This window comes from Arthrobacter sp. Ha26, assembly GCF_059091705.1.
The window spans coordinates 262,918-280,983 of the sequence record NZ_JBNHGX010000006.1; the positions used below are offsets into that span (position 1 = coordinate 262,918).

At 65.1% G+C, this 18,066-nt stretch carries 21 protein-coding genes; 10 read left to right on the top strand and 11 right to left on the bottom strand.

Annotated elements, in window-relative coordinates:
• Positions 1–19: 19 nt before the first annotated feature.
• The 4 genes from AC5RVY_RS15465 to AC5RVY_RS15480 all read right to left on the bottom strand — a co-directional run bounded on the left by AC5RVY_RS15465 (position 20) and on the right by AC5RVY_RS15480 (position 4,153).
• Positions 20–793, bottom strand: a complete 774-nt coding sequence (locus AC5RVY_RS15465) for a DeoR/GlpR family DNA-binding transcription regulator (protein WP_493955582.1) — start codon at positions 791–793, stop codon at positions 20–22.
• A 161-nt stretch (positions 794–954) separates the two neighbouring features.
• Positions 955–1,959 (bottom strand): 4-hydroxythreonine-4-phosphate dehydrogenase PdxA, encoded by a 1,005-nt coding sequence (gene pdxA / locus AC5RVY_RS15470; protein ID WP_493955583.1) that lies wholly within the window; start codon positions 1,957–1,959, stop codon positions 955–957.
• Complete coding sequence (locus AC5RVY_RS15475) at positions 1,959–3,164, bottom strand: four-carbon acid sugar kinase family protein (RefSeq protein ID WP_493955584.1); 1,206 nt, start codon at positions 3,162–3,164, stop codon at positions 1,959–1,961. Before AC5RVY_RS15475 ends, pdxA begins: the two co-directional genes overlap by 1 nt.
• Positions 3,161–4,153 carry a 2-keto-3-deoxygluconate permease gene (locus tag AC5RVY_RS15480; RefSeq protein ID WP_493955585.1) on the bottom strand — a complete coding sequence of 331 codons (993 nt, stop codon included), beginning with the start codon at positions 4,151–4,153 and terminating at the stop codon, positions 3,161–3,163. The genes AC5RVY_RS15475 and AC5RVY_RS15480 overlap by 4 nt, the downstream gene beginning before the upstream one ends.
• 494 nt (positions 4,154–4,647) lie before the next feature.
• Between AC5RVY_RS15480 and AC5RVY_RS15485 the strand changes: the two genes are divergently transcribed.
• The gene (locus tag AC5RVY_RS15485) at positions 4,648–5,493 is read left to right on the top strand and encodes an esterase/lipase family protein (RefSeq protein ID WP_493955586.1); all 846 of its coding nucleotides are present in this window, start codon (positions 4,648–4,650) and stop codon (positions 5,491–5,493) included.
• A 2-nt stretch (positions 5,494–5,495) separates the two neighbouring features.
• Here the strand turns inward: AC5RVY_RS15485 and AC5RVY_RS15490 are convergent, their stop codons facing one another.
• Both AC5RVY_RS15490 and AC5RVY_RS15495 read right to left on the bottom strand, forming a co-directional pair.
• The gene (locus AC5RVY_RS15490; RefSeq protein ID WP_493955587.1) at positions 5,496–6,221 is read right to left on the bottom strand and encodes a hemerythrin domain-containing protein; all 726 of its coding nucleotides are present in this window, start codon (positions 6,219–6,221) and stop codon (positions 5,496–5,498) included.
• A gap of 176 nt (positions 6,222–6,397) precedes the next feature.
• Positions 6,398–6,850, bottom strand: a complete 453-nt coding sequence (locus tag AC5RVY_RS15495; RefSeq protein WP_493955588.1) for a DUF4383 domain-containing protein — start codon at positions 6,848–6,850, stop codon at positions 6,398–6,400.
• A gap of 262 nt (positions 6,851–7,112) precedes the next feature.
• Here AC5RVY_RS15495 and AC5RVY_RS15500 point away from each other — a divergent pair, with 262 nt between their 5' ends.
• Genes AC5RVY_RS15500 through AC5RVY_RS15515 form a run of 4 tightly spaced genes read left to right on the top strand, consistent with a single transcriptional unit; the run spans position 7,113 to position 9,547 of the window.
• Complete coding sequence (locus AC5RVY_RS15500; protein ID WP_493955589.1) at positions 7,113–7,583, top strand: hypothetical protein; 471 nt, start codon at positions 7,113–7,115, stop codon at positions 7,581–7,583.
• Positions 7,580–8,809 carry an Nramp family divalent metal transporter gene (locus AC5RVY_RS15505; protein ID WP_493955590.1) on the top strand — a complete coding sequence of 410 codons (1,230 nt, stop codon included), beginning with the start codon at positions 7,580–7,582 and terminating at the stop codon, positions 8,807–8,809. Before AC5RVY_RS15500 ends, AC5RVY_RS15505 begins: the two co-directional genes overlap by 4 nt.
• Positions 8,806–9,213 carry a hypothetical protein gene (locus tag AC5RVY_RS15510; protein ID WP_493955591.1) on the top strand — a complete coding sequence of 136 codons (408 nt, stop codon included), beginning with the start codon at positions 8,806–8,808 and terminating at the stop codon, positions 9,211–9,213. The genes AC5RVY_RS15505 and AC5RVY_RS15510 overlap by 4 nt, the downstream gene beginning before the upstream one ends.
• Positions 9,200–9,547 (top strand): PRC-barrel domain-containing protein, encoded by a 348-nt coding sequence (locus tag AC5RVY_RS15515; protein ID WP_493955592.1) that lies wholly within the window; start codon positions 9,200–9,202, stop codon positions 9,545–9,547. The genes AC5RVY_RS15510 and AC5RVY_RS15515 overlap by 14 nt, the downstream gene beginning before the upstream one ends.
• Before the next feature lie 40 nt (positions 9,548–9,587).
• On the opposite strand, the gene AC5RVY_RS15520 is transcribed toward AC5RVY_RS15515, so the two are convergent.
• The 3 genes from AC5RVY_RS15520 to AC5RVY_RS15530 are packed head-to-tail and all read right to left on the bottom strand — an operon-like array spanning position 9,588 to position 11,250.
• Positions 9,588–9,989, bottom strand: a complete 402-nt coding sequence (locus tag AC5RVY_RS15520; RefSeq protein WP_493955593.1) for a type II toxin-antitoxin system VapC family toxin — start codon at positions 9,987–9,989, stop codon at positions 9,588–9,590.
• A complete protein-coding gene (locus tag AC5RVY_RS15525) occupies positions 9,986–10,252 on the bottom strand; it encodes a type II toxin-antitoxin system Phd/YefM family antitoxin (protein ID WP_493955594.1) in 267 nt (88 codons plus the stop codon). The genes AC5RVY_RS15520 and AC5RVY_RS15525 overlap by 4 nt, the downstream gene beginning before the upstream one ends.
• 59 nt (positions 10,253–10,311) lie before the next feature.
• Positions 10,312–11,250, bottom strand: coding sequence for a LysR family transcriptional regulator (locus tag AC5RVY_RS15530; RefSeq protein ID WP_493955595.1), 939 nt, complete (start codon positions 11,248–11,250; stop codon positions 10,312–10,314).
• A gap of 236 nt (positions 11,251–11,486) precedes the next feature.
• Here AC5RVY_RS15530 and AC5RVY_RS15535 point away from each other — a divergent pair, with 236 nt between their 5' ends.
• From AC5RVY_RS15535 to AC5RVY_RS15545, 3 genes are all read left to right on the top strand, one after another.
• A complete protein-coding gene (locus AC5RVY_RS15535; RefSeq protein ID WP_493955596.1) occupies positions 11,487–12,605 on the top strand; it encodes a PrpF domain-containing protein in 1,119 nt (372 codons plus the stop codon).
• Positions 12,606–12,617: 12 nt separating this feature from the next.
• Positions 12,618–14,057 carry an SLC13 family permease gene (locus AC5RVY_RS15540; protein WP_493955597.1) on the top strand — a complete coding sequence of 480 codons (1,440 nt, stop codon included), beginning with the start codon at positions 12,618–12,620 and terminating at the stop codon, positions 14,055–14,057.
• A gap of 208 nt (positions 14,058–14,265) precedes the next feature.
• Positions 14,266–14,469: a cold-shock protein gene (locus AC5RVY_RS15545; protein ID WP_050056011.1), complete on the top strand. Its 204-nt coding sequence runs from the start codon at positions 14,266–14,268 to the stop codon at positions 14,467–14,469.
• A 136-nt stretch (positions 14,470–14,605) separates the two neighbouring features.
• On the opposite strand, the gene AC5RVY_RS15550 is transcribed toward AC5RVY_RS15545, so the two are convergent.
• Complete coding sequence (locus AC5RVY_RS15550; RefSeq protein ID WP_493955598.1) at positions 14,606–15,340, bottom strand: FadR/GntR family transcriptional regulator; 735 nt, start codon at positions 15,338–15,340, stop codon at positions 14,606–14,608.
• 187 nt (positions 15,341–15,527) lie between these two features.
• Here AC5RVY_RS15550 and AC5RVY_RS15555 point away from each other — a divergent pair, with 187 nt between their 5' ends.
• Both AC5RVY_RS15555 and AC5RVY_RS15560 read left to right on the top strand, forming a co-directional pair.
• Positions 15,528–16,064 carry a gluconokinase gene (locus AC5RVY_RS15555; RefSeq protein ID WP_493955599.1) on the top strand — a complete coding sequence of 179 codons (537 nt, stop codon included), beginning with the start codon at positions 15,528–15,530 and terminating at the stop codon, positions 16,062–16,064.
• 45 nt (positions 16,065–16,109) lie between these two features.
• A complete protein-coding gene (locus AC5RVY_RS15560; RefSeq protein ID WP_493955600.1) occupies positions 16,110–17,513 on the top strand; it encodes a GntP family permease in 1,404 nt (467 codons plus the stop codon).
• Positions 17,514–17,607: 94 nt separating this feature from the next.
• Here AC5RVY_RS15560 and AC5RVY_RS15565 read toward each other — a convergent pair whose 3' ends face one another.
• A complete protein-coding gene (locus AC5RVY_RS15565; RefSeq protein WP_493955601.1) occupies positions 17,608–17,994 on the bottom strand; it encodes a TfoX/Sxy family protein in 387 nt (128 codons plus the stop codon).
• Between the last annotated feature and the right edge of the window lie 72 nt (positions 17,995–18,066).

An 18,066-nucleotide genomic window follows, 5' to 3' on the forward strand; every position in this document is an offset into this window, starting at 1 on the left:
GCAAAAGACCGCTGCAGACTCAACCGGCTGCCGGCGCCACCTCCACCGCAACCCCCGCATCCTTGAACTTCCGCACCTGCTCGGGGTCGGCGCCGTCGTCCGTTACGAGGGTCCAGGGCAAAGCCAAACGCGCCCAGGCGTGAAACGGCCGGAGGCCGAGCTTTGACGAGTCGGCCAGGACGTAGACGTCCCGGCCGCGGCGGGCCATGAGCTCCTTGAGCCGGGTCTGGGCGTGGTCCGCCTCGCAGATTCCGTCCTCGGCGGTGACAGCATCGGCGCCCAGGAACACCCGGTCAAAGCTCATCCGCTCGAGCGCGGCCTCGGCCAAGGGACCGACGAAGCTCTGCGAAACAGCGCGCAGCCGGCCGCCCAGGCAGTCCACCACGATGCCTTCGGATTCGGCGAGTTCCTGCATGGTGTTGATGCCTGGGGTGGTGACGGACAGCTTGTCGAAGCTGCGCAGTTCGTGAGCCAAGGCACCCACGGTGGAGCCGGCGTCGAGCAGGATGTTCTCGCCGGGGCGTATCACGGATGCCGCCCAGCGGGCGATCGCATGCTTCTGCTCGAATGCCTCGCCGGTGCGCTGCCGCAGCGACGCCTCCGGGTGAGCGCCCAGCGCCATGGCGCCGCCGTAGGTGCGGGCCAGCCGGCCCTGGCTGTTCAGCAGCGCCAGGTCCCGGCGGATGGTGGATGCCGTGACCTCGAACCGGGCAGACAGTTCCTCCACGGATGCGAGGCCAGTGGTCACGGCGAGGTGGTAGATCTCCTCGCGCCGCGCGTTTGCGCTGAGCATTCCCGGTCTCCTTCCCGTGGCAGTGGTAACCATGCTAGTTCCGGTTCCGGGCTTCCGCGGGCACAACCACCGGGAGGACGGGCTCAACCATAGGGATCCAGCAGGGACGGCAACGGCCGGTCAGCAATTCTACGCTGACCGGCCGTTTGTCCTGCGGATGCTTATAGGGCCTCTTCGCGCGCCGGCGCCAGGTCCACTGCCTGCCGCAGTGCCTCAAGAAGTGACTCGTGGTCCGCCACGTTCTTGCCTGCGATGTCGAAGGCCGTCCCGTGGTCAACAGACGTGCGCACCACGGGCAGGCCCACGGTGATGTTGACGCCGTTTTCCAGGCCGAGGACCTTGACCGGGCCGTGGCCTTGGTCGTGGTACTGGGCCACCACCAGGTCGAAGTCACCGCGGCCGGCCAGGAAGAACAGGGTGTCGGCCGGCAGCGGGCCGAAGGCGTCGATCCCGTCCGCCTGGGCCTTTTCGATGCCGGGTTGGATCTTCTCTGCCTCTTCGCCGTAGCCGAACAGTCCGTTCTCGCCAGCGTGCGGGTTGATGGCGCAGACGGCGATCCGGGGGTTTTCGATCCCTGAGGCGCGCAGCAGTTCGTAGCCGCGCTTGATGGTCCGGTAGACCAGGTCGCCGTTGATCTTGGCGATCGCATCGATTAGCCCGATGTGCGTAGTGACGTGGATGACGCGCATCTTCGGGGCGGTCAGCATCATGGACACTTCCTCGGTGCCGGTCAGTTCGGCGAGGAGTTCGGTATGGCCGGGGTATTTGTGGCCGGCGGCGTGCAGGGCTGCCTTGTTCAGCGGTCCCGTGCAGATCGCGTCCACCTTGCGGTCCATGGCCAGCTGAACGGCCTTCTCGATGAACAGGAATGAACCGTGCCCGGCGGCGGCGGACAGCTCACCCCAGGCCAGGTCCTCCGGGATGCAGTCGATGTCCAGCACGTCAATGGTGCCTTCTTCGAACAGCGCCTCTGACGGTTCCGAAACCCTGCGCAGGGTCAGCGGGCTGGAGACGATGTCCGCGGCAAGCTGCAACCTGCGAAGATCACCGATCACGAGCATGCGTGCCTTCGACCGGAGTTCGTTGTCGGCCAGGGCCTTGACGATGATTTCCGGGCCAATGCCGGCTGCATCACCCATGGTGATGGCAACAATCGGGCGTCCCATTATTTGATACTCATTTCAGTCGTTGTGCCAGTGAGAAACTGTGTGGTCCGGGCGAGCGTACCGGCGTCCCCGAAGGCGCCGGCCTTGGTGACCAGCAGGGGGAGGGGTTCAGGCAGCAGGCTCATCACGACGCCGGGTTCAATCTCCCCGAGAACGGTGAAGCTGCCGGCGCCAAGGGCTTTCAGGACAGCGGTGGCCGTTTCCCCGCCCGTGAGGACGAGGGCGTCGCAGTGCCCGATGCCCGCAGCGGTGGCGCGCGCCAAAGCCTCGGCCACCACAAGTGCCTGCGACTTTTCGACCGTGCCCATCGGATCGGGCGTCAGCACCACGTCCGTCCGGGCCATGGCCTCCGCAACGTTACGCGCAACCGCTGGATCCTCCAACGCTGCGTGGTCCAGCGTGATGTGTTCCGCGCCGGCCGCAATGAGTGCCTCGGTTTGCTGCCGCGCGAGGCCGGAGTAGCTGCCGATCACCGTCAGGGTCCGTCTGACATGCCGTGCCTCTGCGTTCCGGGCCTGCCTTCCTTCCCGCCCGGAGGCGATGTGCCCGGCCAGCCCACCGGAACCCACCAGGAGTGCGGGAAAGTCCAGCAGGTCCGCCGCGGCCGCAATGACCGCGAGGTCGTCGTCGGAGTAGGCATCCAGTACGACGGCGTCAGTACTGCTTTCCTGCGCGTTCTGCAGGTGCCGGGCCAGTTCCTCGTGGGTGCGTCCGGTTTCCCTGCCCGCCACTTCGACCATAAGGCCGCCGGCGGCGAGTGCTGCGGAGACATCGCCCCCGAAGCTTCCCTTCGTGTTCGGGACGCCGTCGACGTGGACCACGCCGCCCTGCGTGGTTCTTCCGGTGGCGGGAAAGGCCGGAGCCACAATGGCCAGGCCCCTGCCGCCGTCCTGCGCGATCCGCGCAAGTGTTGCCGCGACTTCCACGCCCACATTGCCCCGAAGCAACGAATCAATCTTCTTGAAAACCCGCCGGTCCTGCCCAAGAGCCCGCCCGGCCGCCGTCGTGACGGCCACCCCGGCTTCCCCCTGTGCCAGATAGCGGCTCTCTGTATTGATCGAAAGGATCTCGGCCTCGGGCCAGGCACTATCGACGTCGAGGATCACGCAACTGCTGTGCGTGGGGCCGTAGGCGGCGGCCGCATCGGCCGCCCCCGTCAGGTCGTCCGCGATGATTGCCCACCGCGTGGTTGCGTTGGTGTTCATACTGCTGGGGACACCTCGGGAGTTGCCGCCGCGGTTTCCTTCGCCTTAAGGCGTTTGGCGTACCAGGCAACCACGAGGGGGCAGCCGATGGCGGTGACCACTACGGATGCCGCGACCAGCACGGTGGCAGGCCCGGCGGCGGGAGCGTAGGCGGGGTTGGCTGCCGCCACCAGCATGGGAACGGTGGCCGCGTTGCCCGCGGTGGTGGCTGCCGCCAGGCCGGCAATGCCGGAGCCTCCGGTCAGTTTGTCTGCGAAGAAGAGCACAGCTCCGCCGGCGATCAGCACGAACAGGCCAAGCGCGACTCCCAGCAGGCCTGCATTAACTACCTGTCCCAGGTTCAGCCCGAAGCCAAGGGCGAGGGCGAAGAACGGAATGAGGACCGGGGCTGCGGAGGAGAGGAACTTGCGCATGGCCGGGTCAAGGGCGCCCAGGATGGCTCCGAGGAGCAGGGGGATGATGGCGCCCACAAGGGCCTGCCACGGGAAGGCCGACAGGCCGGCGACTCCAAGGGTAACCATGGTCAGGAAGGGGCCCGATTCAAGCGTCATGACCGAGTAGGCCGCAACGTCCTTGGGCTTGCCGTACTGGCCCATGAGGGCCATATACATGCCACCGTTGGTGTCGTTCAGGGCAGCCAGGATGGCCAGGACCGACAAACCTGTCAGCAGGCCGCCGTTGATGGGAAGTTCACCCATGAACCGGCCTGCGATGACGCCGATGATGACCGCGAAGAGGACCTTGCTGCCGAAAAGGACGCCGCCCTTTTTCAGGATGTAGGGGGTGGCCTTGATATCGATGCTGGCACCCATGCATACATAAAACACGGCAAGGATGGTGGTGCCGCCAGTGAAGAGTGCACCAGTGAATGAGCCGAAGAATTTGGCGGAGTCTGGGGCGAAGGTGCCGAGCAGGGCACCGATGAGCAGGGGGATCAACATCATGCCGCCAGGAACTTTTTCCATGGTGGCCTTGATTGGGACAGACATGAAGCAACCTCATTGTTGTTGGGGGGAGAGGGGATCGAGCCGCCCGGCTCCGATCATGATTAAAATCATAAGGACACTGCGCGTTCAGCGCAACCCCCAATGCGCGAAACGCGCAAATATTCGTTCCTGCAGGCTTTCCCCCGAGCGCTGCATCACCTTCTGCAGGTTTTCCTGCGACGCCTCGCCACGTCCTGCCGAGGGCCTCAAGCGCCCGGCGGTTTCCCGTGCTGCACGTTCGTGCAAGCATGGGTGACCGGGTCTCTCAGACCTCCGACACCTGGCATCTAGCTACTCATCAGTAACAACGCCGAGGATGGGCAACGCGCCCGATGGCGAGGGCCCGCCGGCAGAAGCGCTTTCTCCACGCACGTTTGTGCAGAGCCCATCGGCTGCAGCGGATGGGCTGCCAGCATGGAAAACCCGGCCGCAACCTGAAAGTCGCCATCGTCCATCAGTACCGGCCGCCCCGTTGACAGCTAAACAAAGAGGTTTTCATGTCACTGCTTGCCCGCGCCCTGTCCGTCGCCGCTGCCGCCGTCCTTGCCAGCTCCGTGGTTGCCGCTCCTGCCCAAGCCGTTGAGATATCCCCACCCAGAGCCAACGACTGGTCCTGCAAACCGACGGCACAGCATCCGTATCCGGTCATCCTTGTCCCTGGAACGTTCGAGAGCATGGAAAAGAACTGGTCCACCCTGTCCCCGTACCTCAAGGGCGAGGGGTACTGCGTCTTCGCCCTCAACTACGGCGAAACAAACGGCGTGTATGCCACCGCCCCCGTGGCCGAATCCGCCAAGGAACTGGCCCCGTTTGTCGATGCGGTCCGTTCCGCCACCGGCGCGAAGAAGGTCAACCTGGTGGGCCACAGCCAGGGCGGCATGATGCCCCGGTATTACATGGGCTTCCTGGGCGGCGCGAAGTACGTCCACCAGCTCATCGGCATCGCACCGTCCAACCATGGAACTCAAGGCCTGATCGTCCCGCCGCCGGGTTTTGTTCCGGATCCGGACTACACGGGGCTTGGGTGTGCTGCCTGCGCCGACCAGCAGGCAGGCTCGGCCTTTATGCAGAAACTCAACGCAGTCGGCGACACAGTCGCGGGGCCGTCCTACACAGTGCTCTCCACGATCCATGACGAAGTGGTCATTCCCTACAACAGCCAGTTCCTGGCGGGCCCGGCCCGGCAGGTCACCAACATCACCATCCAGGACAAGTGCCCGGCCGATGCCTTCGAGCACGACCAGACGCCGAACGATCCCGTGGTGCACCGGCTCGTGGCCCATGCGCTAAGCAAGGCTTCGGGCCCGGCCGATCCTGCCTACCAGCCCGCCTGCATCTATTAGCACTAGAGCGTCTCGGGAATCGGGCGTCCCGGGAAGAGCGTGGCGTACTGTTTCCGGTACATCCTGCGCCCAAAGAGCCGGTAGGCGAGGCGCACGGGCGGCGGGATCTCCTTGAACAATTCCTTCCGGTCCGCCGGAGGATTCGTGGCCAGCACCATGCCGAGGTAGCCCACCAGGAACTTGTTGCTGACCTGGCTGCTCCCGTGCTGCGCCGCCGTCTTCATTTCCTTCTCAGTCATCACCCTGTCCACGGCGGGCATCACCTCGGTGACCTCCCGGCGAAGGTGGACGTTGAGGACCGCCGACAGGTCCTCGTAGAGGGCGGCGAGTTCCGCCCCGGTCTCCTCGTCGGCCGTCTGCATCCAGCGCAGGCGGACCGGCCCGATGTGCTCCAGCCGTTGGGTGACCTGCCTGTGCTGATCGAGCATTTGCCCGATGTGCAGGGCGCAGGCCGGTGCCCGGTCCTGCAGCTGCGGGTACATGAGCTGGTCTTCGCTCTCGTGGTGGAGGTGGAGCAGCTTGTCGAAGTTCCCCAGCACCTCGCCCACGTATGCGGCGCGGGCAGTGTCTCCGGCGGCGGCGGAACGCACCAGGCCGGGCGCCTCGTTGTACGCCCAAAGGAAGACGCGGTGGATGCGGCGCATGCCAGCCGTCCCGCTGCACAACACCGGCCCCGGCGGCACGGGAGCGGCAGTCTCGCCGGGCTTCATGGTGAAGAAGTCACTCATCGGATGGTCCCTAACGCTCGTCGCACGAGACCAGGACGCGCCTCTCCCCGGCAGCATCGTATCCTTCGCCCTTTTGCCACACAATGGCAACGGAACGGGGATGGCCCCGGCAGCAGCAGCTGCGGCCGGGGCCATCCAGGTGAATCGTCGAGGCGGGATACCGCCGGGGGAGTGCGTTAGGCGCGGGCCTTCGTGTGGCCCTTGGTGAGGATCACGGCCAGGGCAATCATTCCGACGCCGAGCAGCAGGTGCAGGACATTGTCGAAGCCGTTGAGGGGCACGAAGTTGCCGGCGGAATCCTGGGGGACCACCAGGCCGTAGATGAAGAGGACCAAGTAGATGACTCCGCCGTAAAGGAGGAATGAGCGGGCGCCGGTGGCGGACTTTGCCAGGGCCAGGCCGGCTGCGCCGAAGAGCAGGTGGACGATGTTGTGCAGCGCCGAGACCTGGAACAGGCCCAGCAGCATGGCCTCGGAATGGTGGCCGGCGAAAGCCAGCTGTTCGTAATTGCCCGTGATGCCCGGAACGAAGCCCAGGATGCCGACCAGCAGGAATACTGCTCCAACAGCCATTGATGCCTTCTGGACGTTGGTGCGGGCCGCCATACCGGTGCTGGTGTGTGTTGCCATGGTGTTCTCCTGATTGCGATATGTGTTTATGGATCGGAGGGTTCTTGACCTGCCCATCCAAGGGGTTATGCCGGTTATTCGCGGGCCGCCGCATTGCGGATGGGTGGAATTCCACAAAAACCGGCAAATTCCCGCGCACTTTGATCCCGCCATGCCCAGCGGCTGCCGAAGTGCTATACCTATGCTCAAGGCAACTAAATTTCCCGTTTGCTAAAGGGGCGTTGGGACCACCCGGACCGCATCCGGAGTCTGGAGGCGCATAGTGCTGAGCGGACCAGCCACTGCACCCCGGCCTCCGGCACGTCGCCTCCACGTACTGGCCGCCTGCGTCACAGCGCTCGCGGTCCTCACCGGCTGCAGCGGGACCAGCAGCACCATTTCCACTGCTGTTGAGGACAGTTCATCCGCCGTCGCCACGGCCAGGCTTGCCCTCAAGCTCGACTCCGACGGCAAGCTCACTAAAGCTGCCACCGCCACGTCCCTCGACGATGCCCTGAAGGAACTGCAGGCCAGCCGGAATTCCGTGCTGAAACTTTCGCCCGGCGCAGCCGAGGACCGGGCCATGGTGCAGGAGACACTCACCGTCCTTAACGACTGCACCGCCGGCCTCACCACCGCCCGGGACGCCGTAGCCTCCGACGACGGCCATCCCTCCCTTCCCGACGGCGACAGGCAGCTGGCCGCGGCGGCTGACCGGCTGTCCGGACTGCTGGCAAAGGACGGCGGAAAGTGAAGCGGCTCCTCGGCGTCGCACTCGGCGTCCTGACGGCGATCGGCGGGTTCGTGGACATCGGCGACCTGGTGACCAACGCCGTCGTCGGCTCCCGCTTCGGCCTGTCCCTGGTGTGGGTGGTGGGCGTGGGCGTCGTGGGCATCTGCCTGTTCGCCAACATGTCCGGGAGGGTGGCCGCGGCGTCCGGCAGGGCAACCTTCGAGGTCATCCGGGAGCGGCTCGGGCCCCGCGCCGGGCTGGCAAACCTCTCAGCGTCCTTCCTCATCAACCTGATGACCGTCACGGCGGAGATCGGCGGCGTGGCCCTGGCGCTCCAGCTGGCCAGCAGCGTCCACTACCTGCTCTGGATCCCGGTGGCGGCGCTCGCCGTCTGGCTGGTGGTGTGGCGGGTCAAGTTCTCCATCATGGAAAACGTCACCGGCCTTCTGGGGCTGACCCTGATCGTGTTTGCCGTGGCCCTGTTCCTGCTCAGGCCCGACTGGAACAACCTGGCTGGCCAGGCCCTGAGTCCAGCGGTCCCGGCGGAGGAAACCATGTCCTCCTACTGGTACTACGCCATCGCCCTGTTTGGCGCCGCCATGACACCGTACGAGGTGTTCTTCTTTTCCTCCGGCGCTGTGGAGGAAGGCTGGTCCATCAAAGACCTGGTCCAGTCCCGGATCAACGTCCTCGTGGGCTTCCCGCTGGGCGGCCTACTGTCCGTGGCCATCGCAGGCTGCGCCGCCGTGGTGCTCCTGCCCGCCGGGATCGCAGTAACCTCCCTGTCGCAGGTGGTCCTTCCAGTAGCAGAGGGGGCAGGAAAGGTGGGCCTGGCGGTGGTGCTGGTGGGCGTGGTGGCCGCGACTTTCGGCGCAGCACTGGAAACCACCCTCTCCAGCGGCTACACGCTGGCCCAGTTCTTCGGCTGGTCCTGGGGCAAGTTCCGCCGCCCCGGGCAGGCCGCCCGCTTCCACCTGGCCATGATCATCTGCCTGTTCGTCGGACTGGCGGTCCTCGCCACCGGTGTGGACCCCGTGCTGGTGACCGAATATTCCGTCGTCTTCTCCGCGATCGCCCTGCCCCTGACGTACCTGCCCATCCTGATCGTGGCCAACGATCCGCAATACATGGGCCGGCACGTCAACGGCCGGCCGGTCAATGTGCTGGCCATGGTCTACCTGGTGATCATCCTGGCGGCCTCGCTCGCGGCGATACCCCTGATGATCGTGACGGGAGCCGGATCATGAAGCCGCACCCACCGCTGGCTGCGCCGCCCCCAGTGGCAGGACGCATCCTTGACGCCCAACTGCACCTGCTGGACCGGCAGGTTCTGGATAACGACGGCGTTCCGGTCACCACGGTGGATGACCTCGAGTTGAGCGGGCCTGCTTTGGACGTGGACCTGGAGCCTGGCACTCCCGCACCCGTATTGACGGCTCTGCTGACCGGACCGGTGCTGGGAACGCGGATCTTCGGCGGCAGGCCGCCGTCGTCCCGCCTTATCCGCATTCCGTGGGAGGACGTGGCCAGCGTTGCCGTGGTGCTGAAGCTCGGCATCGGCGGCGAAAACCTCGATGCCGGCTGGGTGGAACGCTGGATCCGGGACAAGATCATCAACCGTATTCCGGGAGGCCGCCATGATCCTCGGTGACCTGCTGGGAGTGGATGTTTTTGACGACGGCGGCACGCGCCTTGGCAGAGTGGCCGACGCGCGGTTCGCCGTGGACGGCACCCCGCGGCAGCTTCTGGCCGAGGCGCGGCTGCTGGGGCTGGTGGTGAGCCCTCACAGCGCGTCCTCGTTCCTGGGCTACGAGCGGACCGAACTCAGCCAGCCGTGGCCGCTGCCCGAGCTGTTGCGGTGGCGGCACCGGGGGTCGTTCCTGGTGCTGTGGGAGGACATCGCCATGATCGGGGCACAAGGCGTCCGGCTGCGCAGGGGCTTCACCGCCTACAGTCCCGAGCTGCAGCATACCGGGGAGGAGTGACGGGGCGGCAGGTTCGCGATTCTGCGTCTGACGCCATGTCCTATCCCGGGGGCCTGGCGGGCGAGAGTACCCTCAGCCCAGCCTCAACAGCTGCTGTCAAAAGCTCGGCGTCATAAGCGATGAGGAGATCGGCTTGCAGCCGGATGGCCGTAGCCAGATGGATGGCGTCTGCACTGCGCAATCGGCCGGGCATTGCCGCCGCATAGAGAAGGTCAGGCCTCGCAATGTCAACGAGGTTGATGCCGGCCAACACGGCATTTACCAGTTCGGCAGGGAGCGCGCGGCGGCTCCCGGCGCAGTGGAGTTCGGTGTAGAGGAGCATGGATGCCACCAGCTTGTCTCCCCTGGAGGTGGATGCTGACAAGTATTCGGCTAGCTCGTCCGATTCCCGTTCTGTCACCACCAGCTTTAGAACGGCCGAGGTGCCCACATAAACGATCAACGGCCTCCTCGCAGGTCGTGCAAAATTTCTGCCGTGCTTGTTGCGGAGGCGACCCGCGGGAGGGCACGGAAATCGACGGGACCTGCGAGGGCCGGCCGTACCTGGCCGGCCAGCAGGAGACGCTCAAACGGTGAAACCGACGGCGGGATCAACGTCGCAGCGATTTCGCCGTTGTTGGTGACATCTATCGTTTCGCCGTTTTTGACGCGGTCGAGGATCTTGCTGCTCTGGTTGCGCAGCTCGCGATGGGGAATAGTTGTCATGGCTGCCTCCTGTAGCAATTGTAGCAAGCCTGGGCCGTTCATCGGGGCGGGAAGTGCTGTTAGAGGTAGTCTCCGGCCCGTTCGCGGGCGACTTCCAGCAGGGTGGAGTGGAATGCCACCTCGGCCGGCGCGTACACCTTGTCCTGGCGCTGGGCCAGCAGGATCCGCCGCAACGGGGCGGTAGGACCGAGGCTGAGCACCCGCACGTCGGGATGCTGCAGTGACACGGCGGTTTTGGGAACCATCGCCACACCCATTCCAACACTCACCATGGCCTGGGCTTCCTGGTAATCATTGGCGAGGAATCCGATGGTCGGTTCGAACCCGGCGTCGTGCGCCGAACGCTGCAGCACCTCCACCACGGGGTGCGCCTCCGCCCGCACGATCCAGGACTCGTTCCGCAGGTCCTCCATGCTGACCTCGTCCCGCCCTGCCAGTTTGTGGCCACGCGCCACCAGGATCACGGTGCTTTCCTGGAAGACTTCGGTAATCCGGATGGACTCGTCCTCGAAGCGGTTCCAGGGGTAGTCCCAGAGCAGGCACAGCCCGGTGGCACCGGACTCGAGGTCAGCTACGAGTTCGTCGAAGCGGGCGCTGCGCAGTGAAAGGCCGATGGCGGGGTACCGCTTCTTGAACGTCCGGATGACTATCGGCAGGAATGATCCGGCCAACGTAGGGAAGGTGCCCACGGTCAGCGAACCTCGCTTCAACCCGGCAATCTGGCCCAGGTCCGATTGTGCTGCCTTCATCTGCCGGACGATCTTGCGGGCGTGGCCGGCAAGAATCTGCCCGGCCTCGGTGGGCACCACGCCGCGGGACCGGCGGTTGAGCAAGGGCTGCCCCACCTCCTGTTCGAGCTTGCGCAGCTGCTGGGAGACGGCCGACGGCGTATACATCATCAGTTCCGCTGCAGCGGTGATCGATCCTTGTTCCACCACCTCTAAAAGCAGGGCCAGGCGCCGGACATCGAACAGGGGCTGATCCTCTTCGTTAAGCATCCGTTTGCCTCTCTCTACTTGTCGTTCATCCACTGCATGCACGCGGCGGTCCGCAGCTGAAACGGCCATTCCAGCAACGTCCGGGCTGCAGAAAGCCGGCTGGAAGCCCGTCACTGTCAATGATTGAAGCAACTCTACATCCCCGTCAAATAATCCGACATTGTCCTTCATTGTGATCTGGCTCAACCTTTTCTCAGGACCTCAACAAACTGTGAGGCAAAGGAGAGGTGCAAGCAATGAAGATCGAAGCGGAGTGGATGCGCGGAGGCACCAGCAAATGCTGGGTGTTCGAGGCGGAGCACCTTCAGGAGGGAGGAATCAGCCTTGATGTTCTGCTGCCGCGTCTGTTCGGCAGCCCCGACCCGCGCCAGATTGACGGAGTCGGCGGGGCGACCTCCACCACCAGCAAGGCCATCATCCTGCACCGGCCCACCGCCGGGGATATCGACGTCGAGTACACCTTCGCCCAGGTAGGCATCGAAGAAGCCGGGGTGGACTGGGGCAGCAATTGCGGAAACGGCTCCGCAGTTGTGGGCCTCTACGCCATCGAGAAGGGCTGGGTGGTTCCCACGGGAGACATCACCCGGATCGTCACCCGCAACACCAACACCAACCAGGTCATCGTCCAGCGCGTACCCACCCCGGCAGGGGCCCTGCCCATCATTCCCGAAGGACAGATGCCCGGCGTGCCGTTCGCCGGCTATCCGGTGGGGCTCGGCTTCCAGGATCCCGCGGGCAAAACCACCGGCGCCCTGCTTCCCACCGGCGCGGTTACGGACAGCATCACCGCCGGCGGAACCCGCTGGACCGTATCGATGGTCGACGCCGGAGCGCCGGTGGTGATGGTCCGCGCGGAGGAGCTGGGCCTGGACCCGGCCCGTTACCAGGGCTGGCGAGCAGGCGTGGAGCTGCAGCTGGAAACCCTGGAGCAAATCCGGCGGCAGGCAGCGGTACGGATGGGACTGGCTCCCACCAGCGCCGAAGCGGCCCGGGCCATCCCCAAGCTGGCCATCGTGGCTGCCCCCGCCGAAGGCGAAGCCGGCACCGACGTCAACGTCATGATGCTCTCCATGGGCAAGCCCCACCCGGCCCTGGCAATTACCGGCAGCATCGCCCTGACCCTCGCCGCACGCACCCCGGGAACCGTACTGCATGCCATTACGGGGGACGCGCCGGCAAGCACCCTCAGGCTGCGGACCCCTGCCGGGGTGATTGAAACCTGGAGCGAGGAGCACCAGGGAAGCCTGCTCGTCGGCGTCGACCGCACTGCCCGCACCATTGCCACCACCATCATCCACCTCCCCGAGGTTTCCGGCTGCGCCCCAGCTGCCGCCCTCGCGGGAGCCACTCAATGAGGAGTTAGCACCATGACCAGTACTGCCAACCGCACCGCCGCGCCCGAGGCCCTTCAGGACAAGGGTCCTAAGCGTCCGAACCGCCGCCGCCGTATCCTACTGATGGCCGTGGCCGCTCTAATCCTGGGCCTGGCTGCCCTCGTGCTGGGGAGTGGCATCCTCAACCCGGCGGCCATCACGGACCCGGAGCACAGCATGACAGCCGTACAGATCATCCCGCTGGTTATCCTGGTGGTGATGTTCGTCGTCGCCACAAAATGGCCGCTGAACATCGGCGTGATGGGGCTGGTGGCCTCCTTCTGCGTCGGCTATTTCATGCTCGGCATGACCGATAAGCAGATCCTGGAGGAGTTCCCGGCCAGCATCGTGCTGACCATCATCGGCGTCACCTACTTCTTCAGCATGGCCCAGCGGAACGGCACCATCAACATCATCGTCCAGACCTGCGTCCGGCTTGTTCGTGGCAAGACCATGCTGCTGCCCTGGGTCTTCTTCCTGATCGCTGCCGCGCTGACCTCGCTGGGCACCTTCTCGCCGGCCGCCGTCGCGCTTCTCGCCCCGGCAGCCCTCGGCTTCGCCTATGAATCCCGCATCCACCCCGTGGTGATGGGAGCGTTCATCATCAACGGTGCCCACGCCGGCGGCTTTTCCCCGCTGTCCGTGGCCGGTGTGCTGGTGCACAACATCGCCGTTGAGAACGGCTTCCCCATTTCCCAGGGCTCGCTGTTCATTGCCAGTTTCGCCCTGAACCTCATCCTCTCGGTCCTGACCATTGTGCTCTTCAGCCTCTTTGGCAAGCTGCGCGACGGCCAGGGCGGCCTCCATGCCGACGTCGACACCACCAGCACCGGCCGCCCGCACGGCCAGCAGATCCTCACCCTGGTCCTGATCGCCGTGATGCTCGTGTGCACCCTGGGCTTCCACATGCCCATCGGTTTCGTGGCCCTCTCCGCCGGGCTCCTGCTCGCCTTCGTGAACATCAAGGAGCACCAGACCTTCATCGGCGGTGTCTCCTGGTCCACCGTGCTGCTGGTTGCCGGCATGATCACCTACGTCTCACTCCTGCAGCACGTAGGCGTCATCGACACCCTGGCCGAGCAGGCCCTGGCGCTGGGTGCGCCCCTGCTCGTGGCACTGGTCCTGTGCTACGTGATCGGCGTCGGCTCGGCCTTCGCCTCCTCCACGGCCCTGCTGACCGCGTTCATCCCGCTCGCCGGTCCGCTGCTGGCCACCAGCACCCTGAGCGCCTCGGGAACCGTGGCGGCACTGGCGATTGCCGCCACGGTGGTGGATGTCTCGCCCTTCTCCACTGACGGTGCGCTGGTGGTTGCCAACGCCCGCGACGACGACCGGCAGCGCGTCTACAAGCAGCTGATGATGTACGCCGGCGGCGTGGTGCTGGTTGCCCCGGCGCTGGCCTGGGCGCTGCTGGTGCCCACGGGCATCATGTAGGCGGGAAATTGGGCGGTGCCGCGGCGGTGGTAATCCACGTCGCAAAACTCCTGTAGGGTTGATCCTGTTGTTGTGTTTATGCAGTTGGTAGTTCAGGCAGTACGCGCGGTCGAAAGTCCGCGTTCTTCTGAAGTAGCGGTTTGAACATCTCACGCCGGAGGACCCGAAAGTCGGGACTTTTCCTCCACCTTCACGAAGGACAAAAATAATGGCTACTGGCACCGTCAAATGGTTTAACGCTGAAAAGGGCTTCGGCTTCATTTCCCCCGATGACTCCTCACAGGACGTTTTCGCACACTACTCTGCGATCAACTCCAACGGCTTCCGCTCCCTCGAAGAGAACCAGAAGGTTTCCTTCGAAACCGAGCAGGGCCCCAAGGGTCCCCAGGCCACCAACATCCAGGCTCTCTAATTTCTTAGGGAAACTGGGGCCTCAGGGTTTCAATTTTTGAGCAGGGCCGGTCACTGACCGGCCCTGCTTTTGCTTAACCCGGGTGTGTTACCAAGTTCCGTGCTGGGTCCCGGCCGTCCATGCCGGGACCGCTGCCTTAGTGCAGCCCCATGGCGTTGCGGACCTCATCGAGGATGTGGTGCATGGCCGATTCCGCCACCGCCGTATCGCCGCCGGCCACGGCTGCAGCCACATCCTCGTGCGCCCGCAGCGCTTCCTCCCGCGGCTTGAACGGCATCAGCCCCTGCTGGGTGCGGCTGGTCAGCACCTCAGCCACCATGCCTTCAAGGGCCTGGAACATCTCGTTGCCGCAGCTTCGCAGCAACAGCTGGTGGAATTCGATATCCGCGGCCAGGAAGCCCTGGAGATCACCGGCCTCACCGAGCCGCCGCAGGTCGGCGGCAAGAGACGTCAGTTTGGCCCGCTCGGCCGCGCTTGCCCTCCGCGCGGCGCCGGCAGCAGCAATGGGTTCGACGGCGATGCGCAGCTCGGTGAGGCTGCTGTACTGGATCTCGCGCCCGTCTGAAGCAAGCCGCCAGCGCACCAGCTTGGGGTCGAACACATTCCAAAACCGGCGCTCCTGCACCACGATGCCCACGCGCCGCCGCGAGTACACCAGGTTCATCGATTCCAGGACCTTCATGGTGTCCCGGGCCACGGTGCGCGAAATTCCATACTCCTGCTGAAGGCCCTCCAGGGTGAGCCGGCTGCCCGGTGGCAGGTCGCCGGAAGCCACGGCTACGCCCACCGCCTGCAAAACGCGTTCATGCATGGCAGGGGAGGCCCCGCCGTCGTTCGCGTTGTCCGCGTCCTGTGGTGTCGCCGTCGACATCTTTCCTGCCTTCCTCTGCGCCTGCGCGCGGTACCAGCCTACCTAAGAAAAAACAAAGGTATGACTTGTGACACGGAAAGATAGTATTTATTGAGGAGAAAGGTGCTACCTTATTTCGAGCGCAGTCCTTCAAGGATGCGCAGAAGCTTTCTTCACTAAGCCAACGGCGTCTTCTTCGGAGGTAAACATGCAGTACCCCGCCACGCACCTGGTGGTGATGGGCGTTGCCGGTTCCGGTAAGTCCACCATCGCGGCCGCTCTGTCCCAGCAGCTGGGCTGGGCCTGCGCCGAAGCGGACGAGTTCCACCCGGCGTCCAACATCCAGAAGATGAGCCAGGGCATCCCCCTGCAGGACGAGGACCGCTGGCCCTGGCTGGAGGAAATCCAGTCCTGGATGACTGACAAGGCCCGCAGCGGCGAGAGCACCGTGCTCACCTGCTCCGCCCTCAAGCAGAGCTACCGCCAATTGCTGGCCCAGGCGGAGGGCCGGGTCCTGTTCCTGCACCTCCACGGCGAAGCGGACCTGATCGGCCAGCGCATGCAGGGCCGTGAAGGCCACTTCATGCCGCCCACGCTCCTGCCCAGCCAGCTGGCAACCCTTGAGCCGCTGAGTGATGAGGAACTCGCCGCCGGAAGCCTCCGTCTGGACATCTCCCAGTCTCCGGAAGACCTGGTCAAGACCATCATCGCCGCGCTGCACCTCCCCGCAGCCAACGCATCCTAAGCATTCCCCAATCCCCAACAAGTAGTTCTGTTTCAAAGGAGAACCATGACCATCGAAGGATGGACCCAGACGCTGGGAGCAGGCCCCCTTCTGCTCATAGCCGCAGCCGCGATCCTCGGCCTGCTGTTCCTGATCATCAAGCTGCGCGTGCACGCCCTGATCGCCCTGATCCTGATCAGCCTCGCCACGGCCTTCGCCACCGGCATCCCCGCCAACCAGGTGGTGCCCGTCCTGATCAACGGATTCGGCACAACGCTGGGAACTGTCGCGCTCCTGGTCGGCCTGGGCGCGATGCTGGGCCGGATCGTGGAAACCAGCGGCGGCGCGAAAGTGCTGGCCGATTACCTCATCTGCGTCTTCGGCGAAAAGCGCGCACCGTTCGCGCTGGGCCTGGCGTCGTTGATCTTCGGCTTCCCGATCTTCTTCGACGCCGGCCTGGTGGTCATGCTGCCGGTCGTCTTCGCCGTCGCCCACCGCCTGGGCGGAGGAGTGCTCCGTTACGGACTGCCCGCCGCCGGCGCATTTTCCGTGATGCACATCTTCCTGCCCCCGCACCCGGGACCGGTCTCCGCCGCCACCTTCTTTGACGCCAACATCGGCCTGGTCCTGATCGCGGGCCTCATTGTCGCCATCCCCACCTGGTACGTCACCGCCTATCTCTACGGCCTCTACACCGGCAAGAAGCTGGTCCTGCCCGTGCCGGAACTTCTCGGCCACGCCACCGCCGAAGCCGAATCGCACCCGCCCCGCTTCCGCACCATCGTTGGGCTGCTGCTCCTCCCGCTGGTCCTGATCTTCATCAACACCGGCCTGAACACCCTGGCCTCCTCCGGTGTGCTGCCTGCGGGCGTCAAGAACGAGCAGTGGTTCCAGGTCCTGCGGACCATCGGTGAAACTCCTGTGGCGCTGCTGATCGCCGTCCTCGTGGCCATGTTCGTCCTGGGTGCCAAGCGCGGCAAGGACGCCGGTGCGCTGGAGAAGCTGCTCGAGTCCTCGCTTGGCCCGGTCTGCTCGGTCATCCTGATTACCGGCGCCGGCGGCATGTTCGGCGGCGTCCTGCGCACCTCCGGCATCGGCAAGGCCCTGGCCGACGTCCTGGGCGGCGTGGGCATCCCGCTGATCCTCGCCGGCTTCCTGATCTCCGCCATCCTCCGCATCGCCCAAGGCTCCGCCACCGTGGCGTTGACCACCACCGCAGGCCTGATCGCCCCGGCTGTGGCTTCTGCCGGACTGAACGGCATGCAGGTCGCAGCCATGGTCATCGCCGTCGCTGCCGGTTCCGTGGTAGTCTCCCACGTCAACGACTCCGGCTTCTGGCTGGTGGGCCGCTTCTTCGGCATGGACGTCAAGACCACCCTGAAGACCTGGACGGTGATGGAAACGCTGATCGGCGTGATGGGCTTCGCCATCGCCGCAGTCATCTTCCTGGTGGCCGGCCTGGCGGGTTAGCCCCCCAACTGGGTAGCGCCAGGTGTCGTTTTGAACCCTCAAAACGACACCTGGCGCTACTTACTTTTAAGGGTGCTGACGAAAGTGGGGGTGATTATTTGCCTGCTGACCGGGCTTTGGTGGCTTTCGGCTCTTTCGGCGGGAGCGTGGAGATGTATTCGAAGGCTTTGTGGATCCAGGCTTTCGCCCGGGCGTCGTCGCCGTCGCCTTCCTCGTTCCACATCTCCGGCAGCCCCGTATAGCCGCCCATCGGCCGTTCCGCGGGGCCGAAGGGGACAGTGCGTTCCGAGCCTTCGAGTTCATCCCGGTCTTCGGGGGATAGCTTGATCCCAATGGTGGGCCCGAACAGCCCGGCGAACATGTTGCCGTTCACGAAGGCCCCCAGGTTGCCGAACATGGGCTTGACCACCACATCAGGGTGGTCCGGGACCAGGGACCGGAACCGTTCCTTGTCCTCGTCTGACGCTTTGGGCATCTCCATGATGTTTCCCTCCCCGGGGCTCGGCTGTGTGTGCAGGATATGCCCTGCCGGGGGCGCCGGGGAACACCCGGC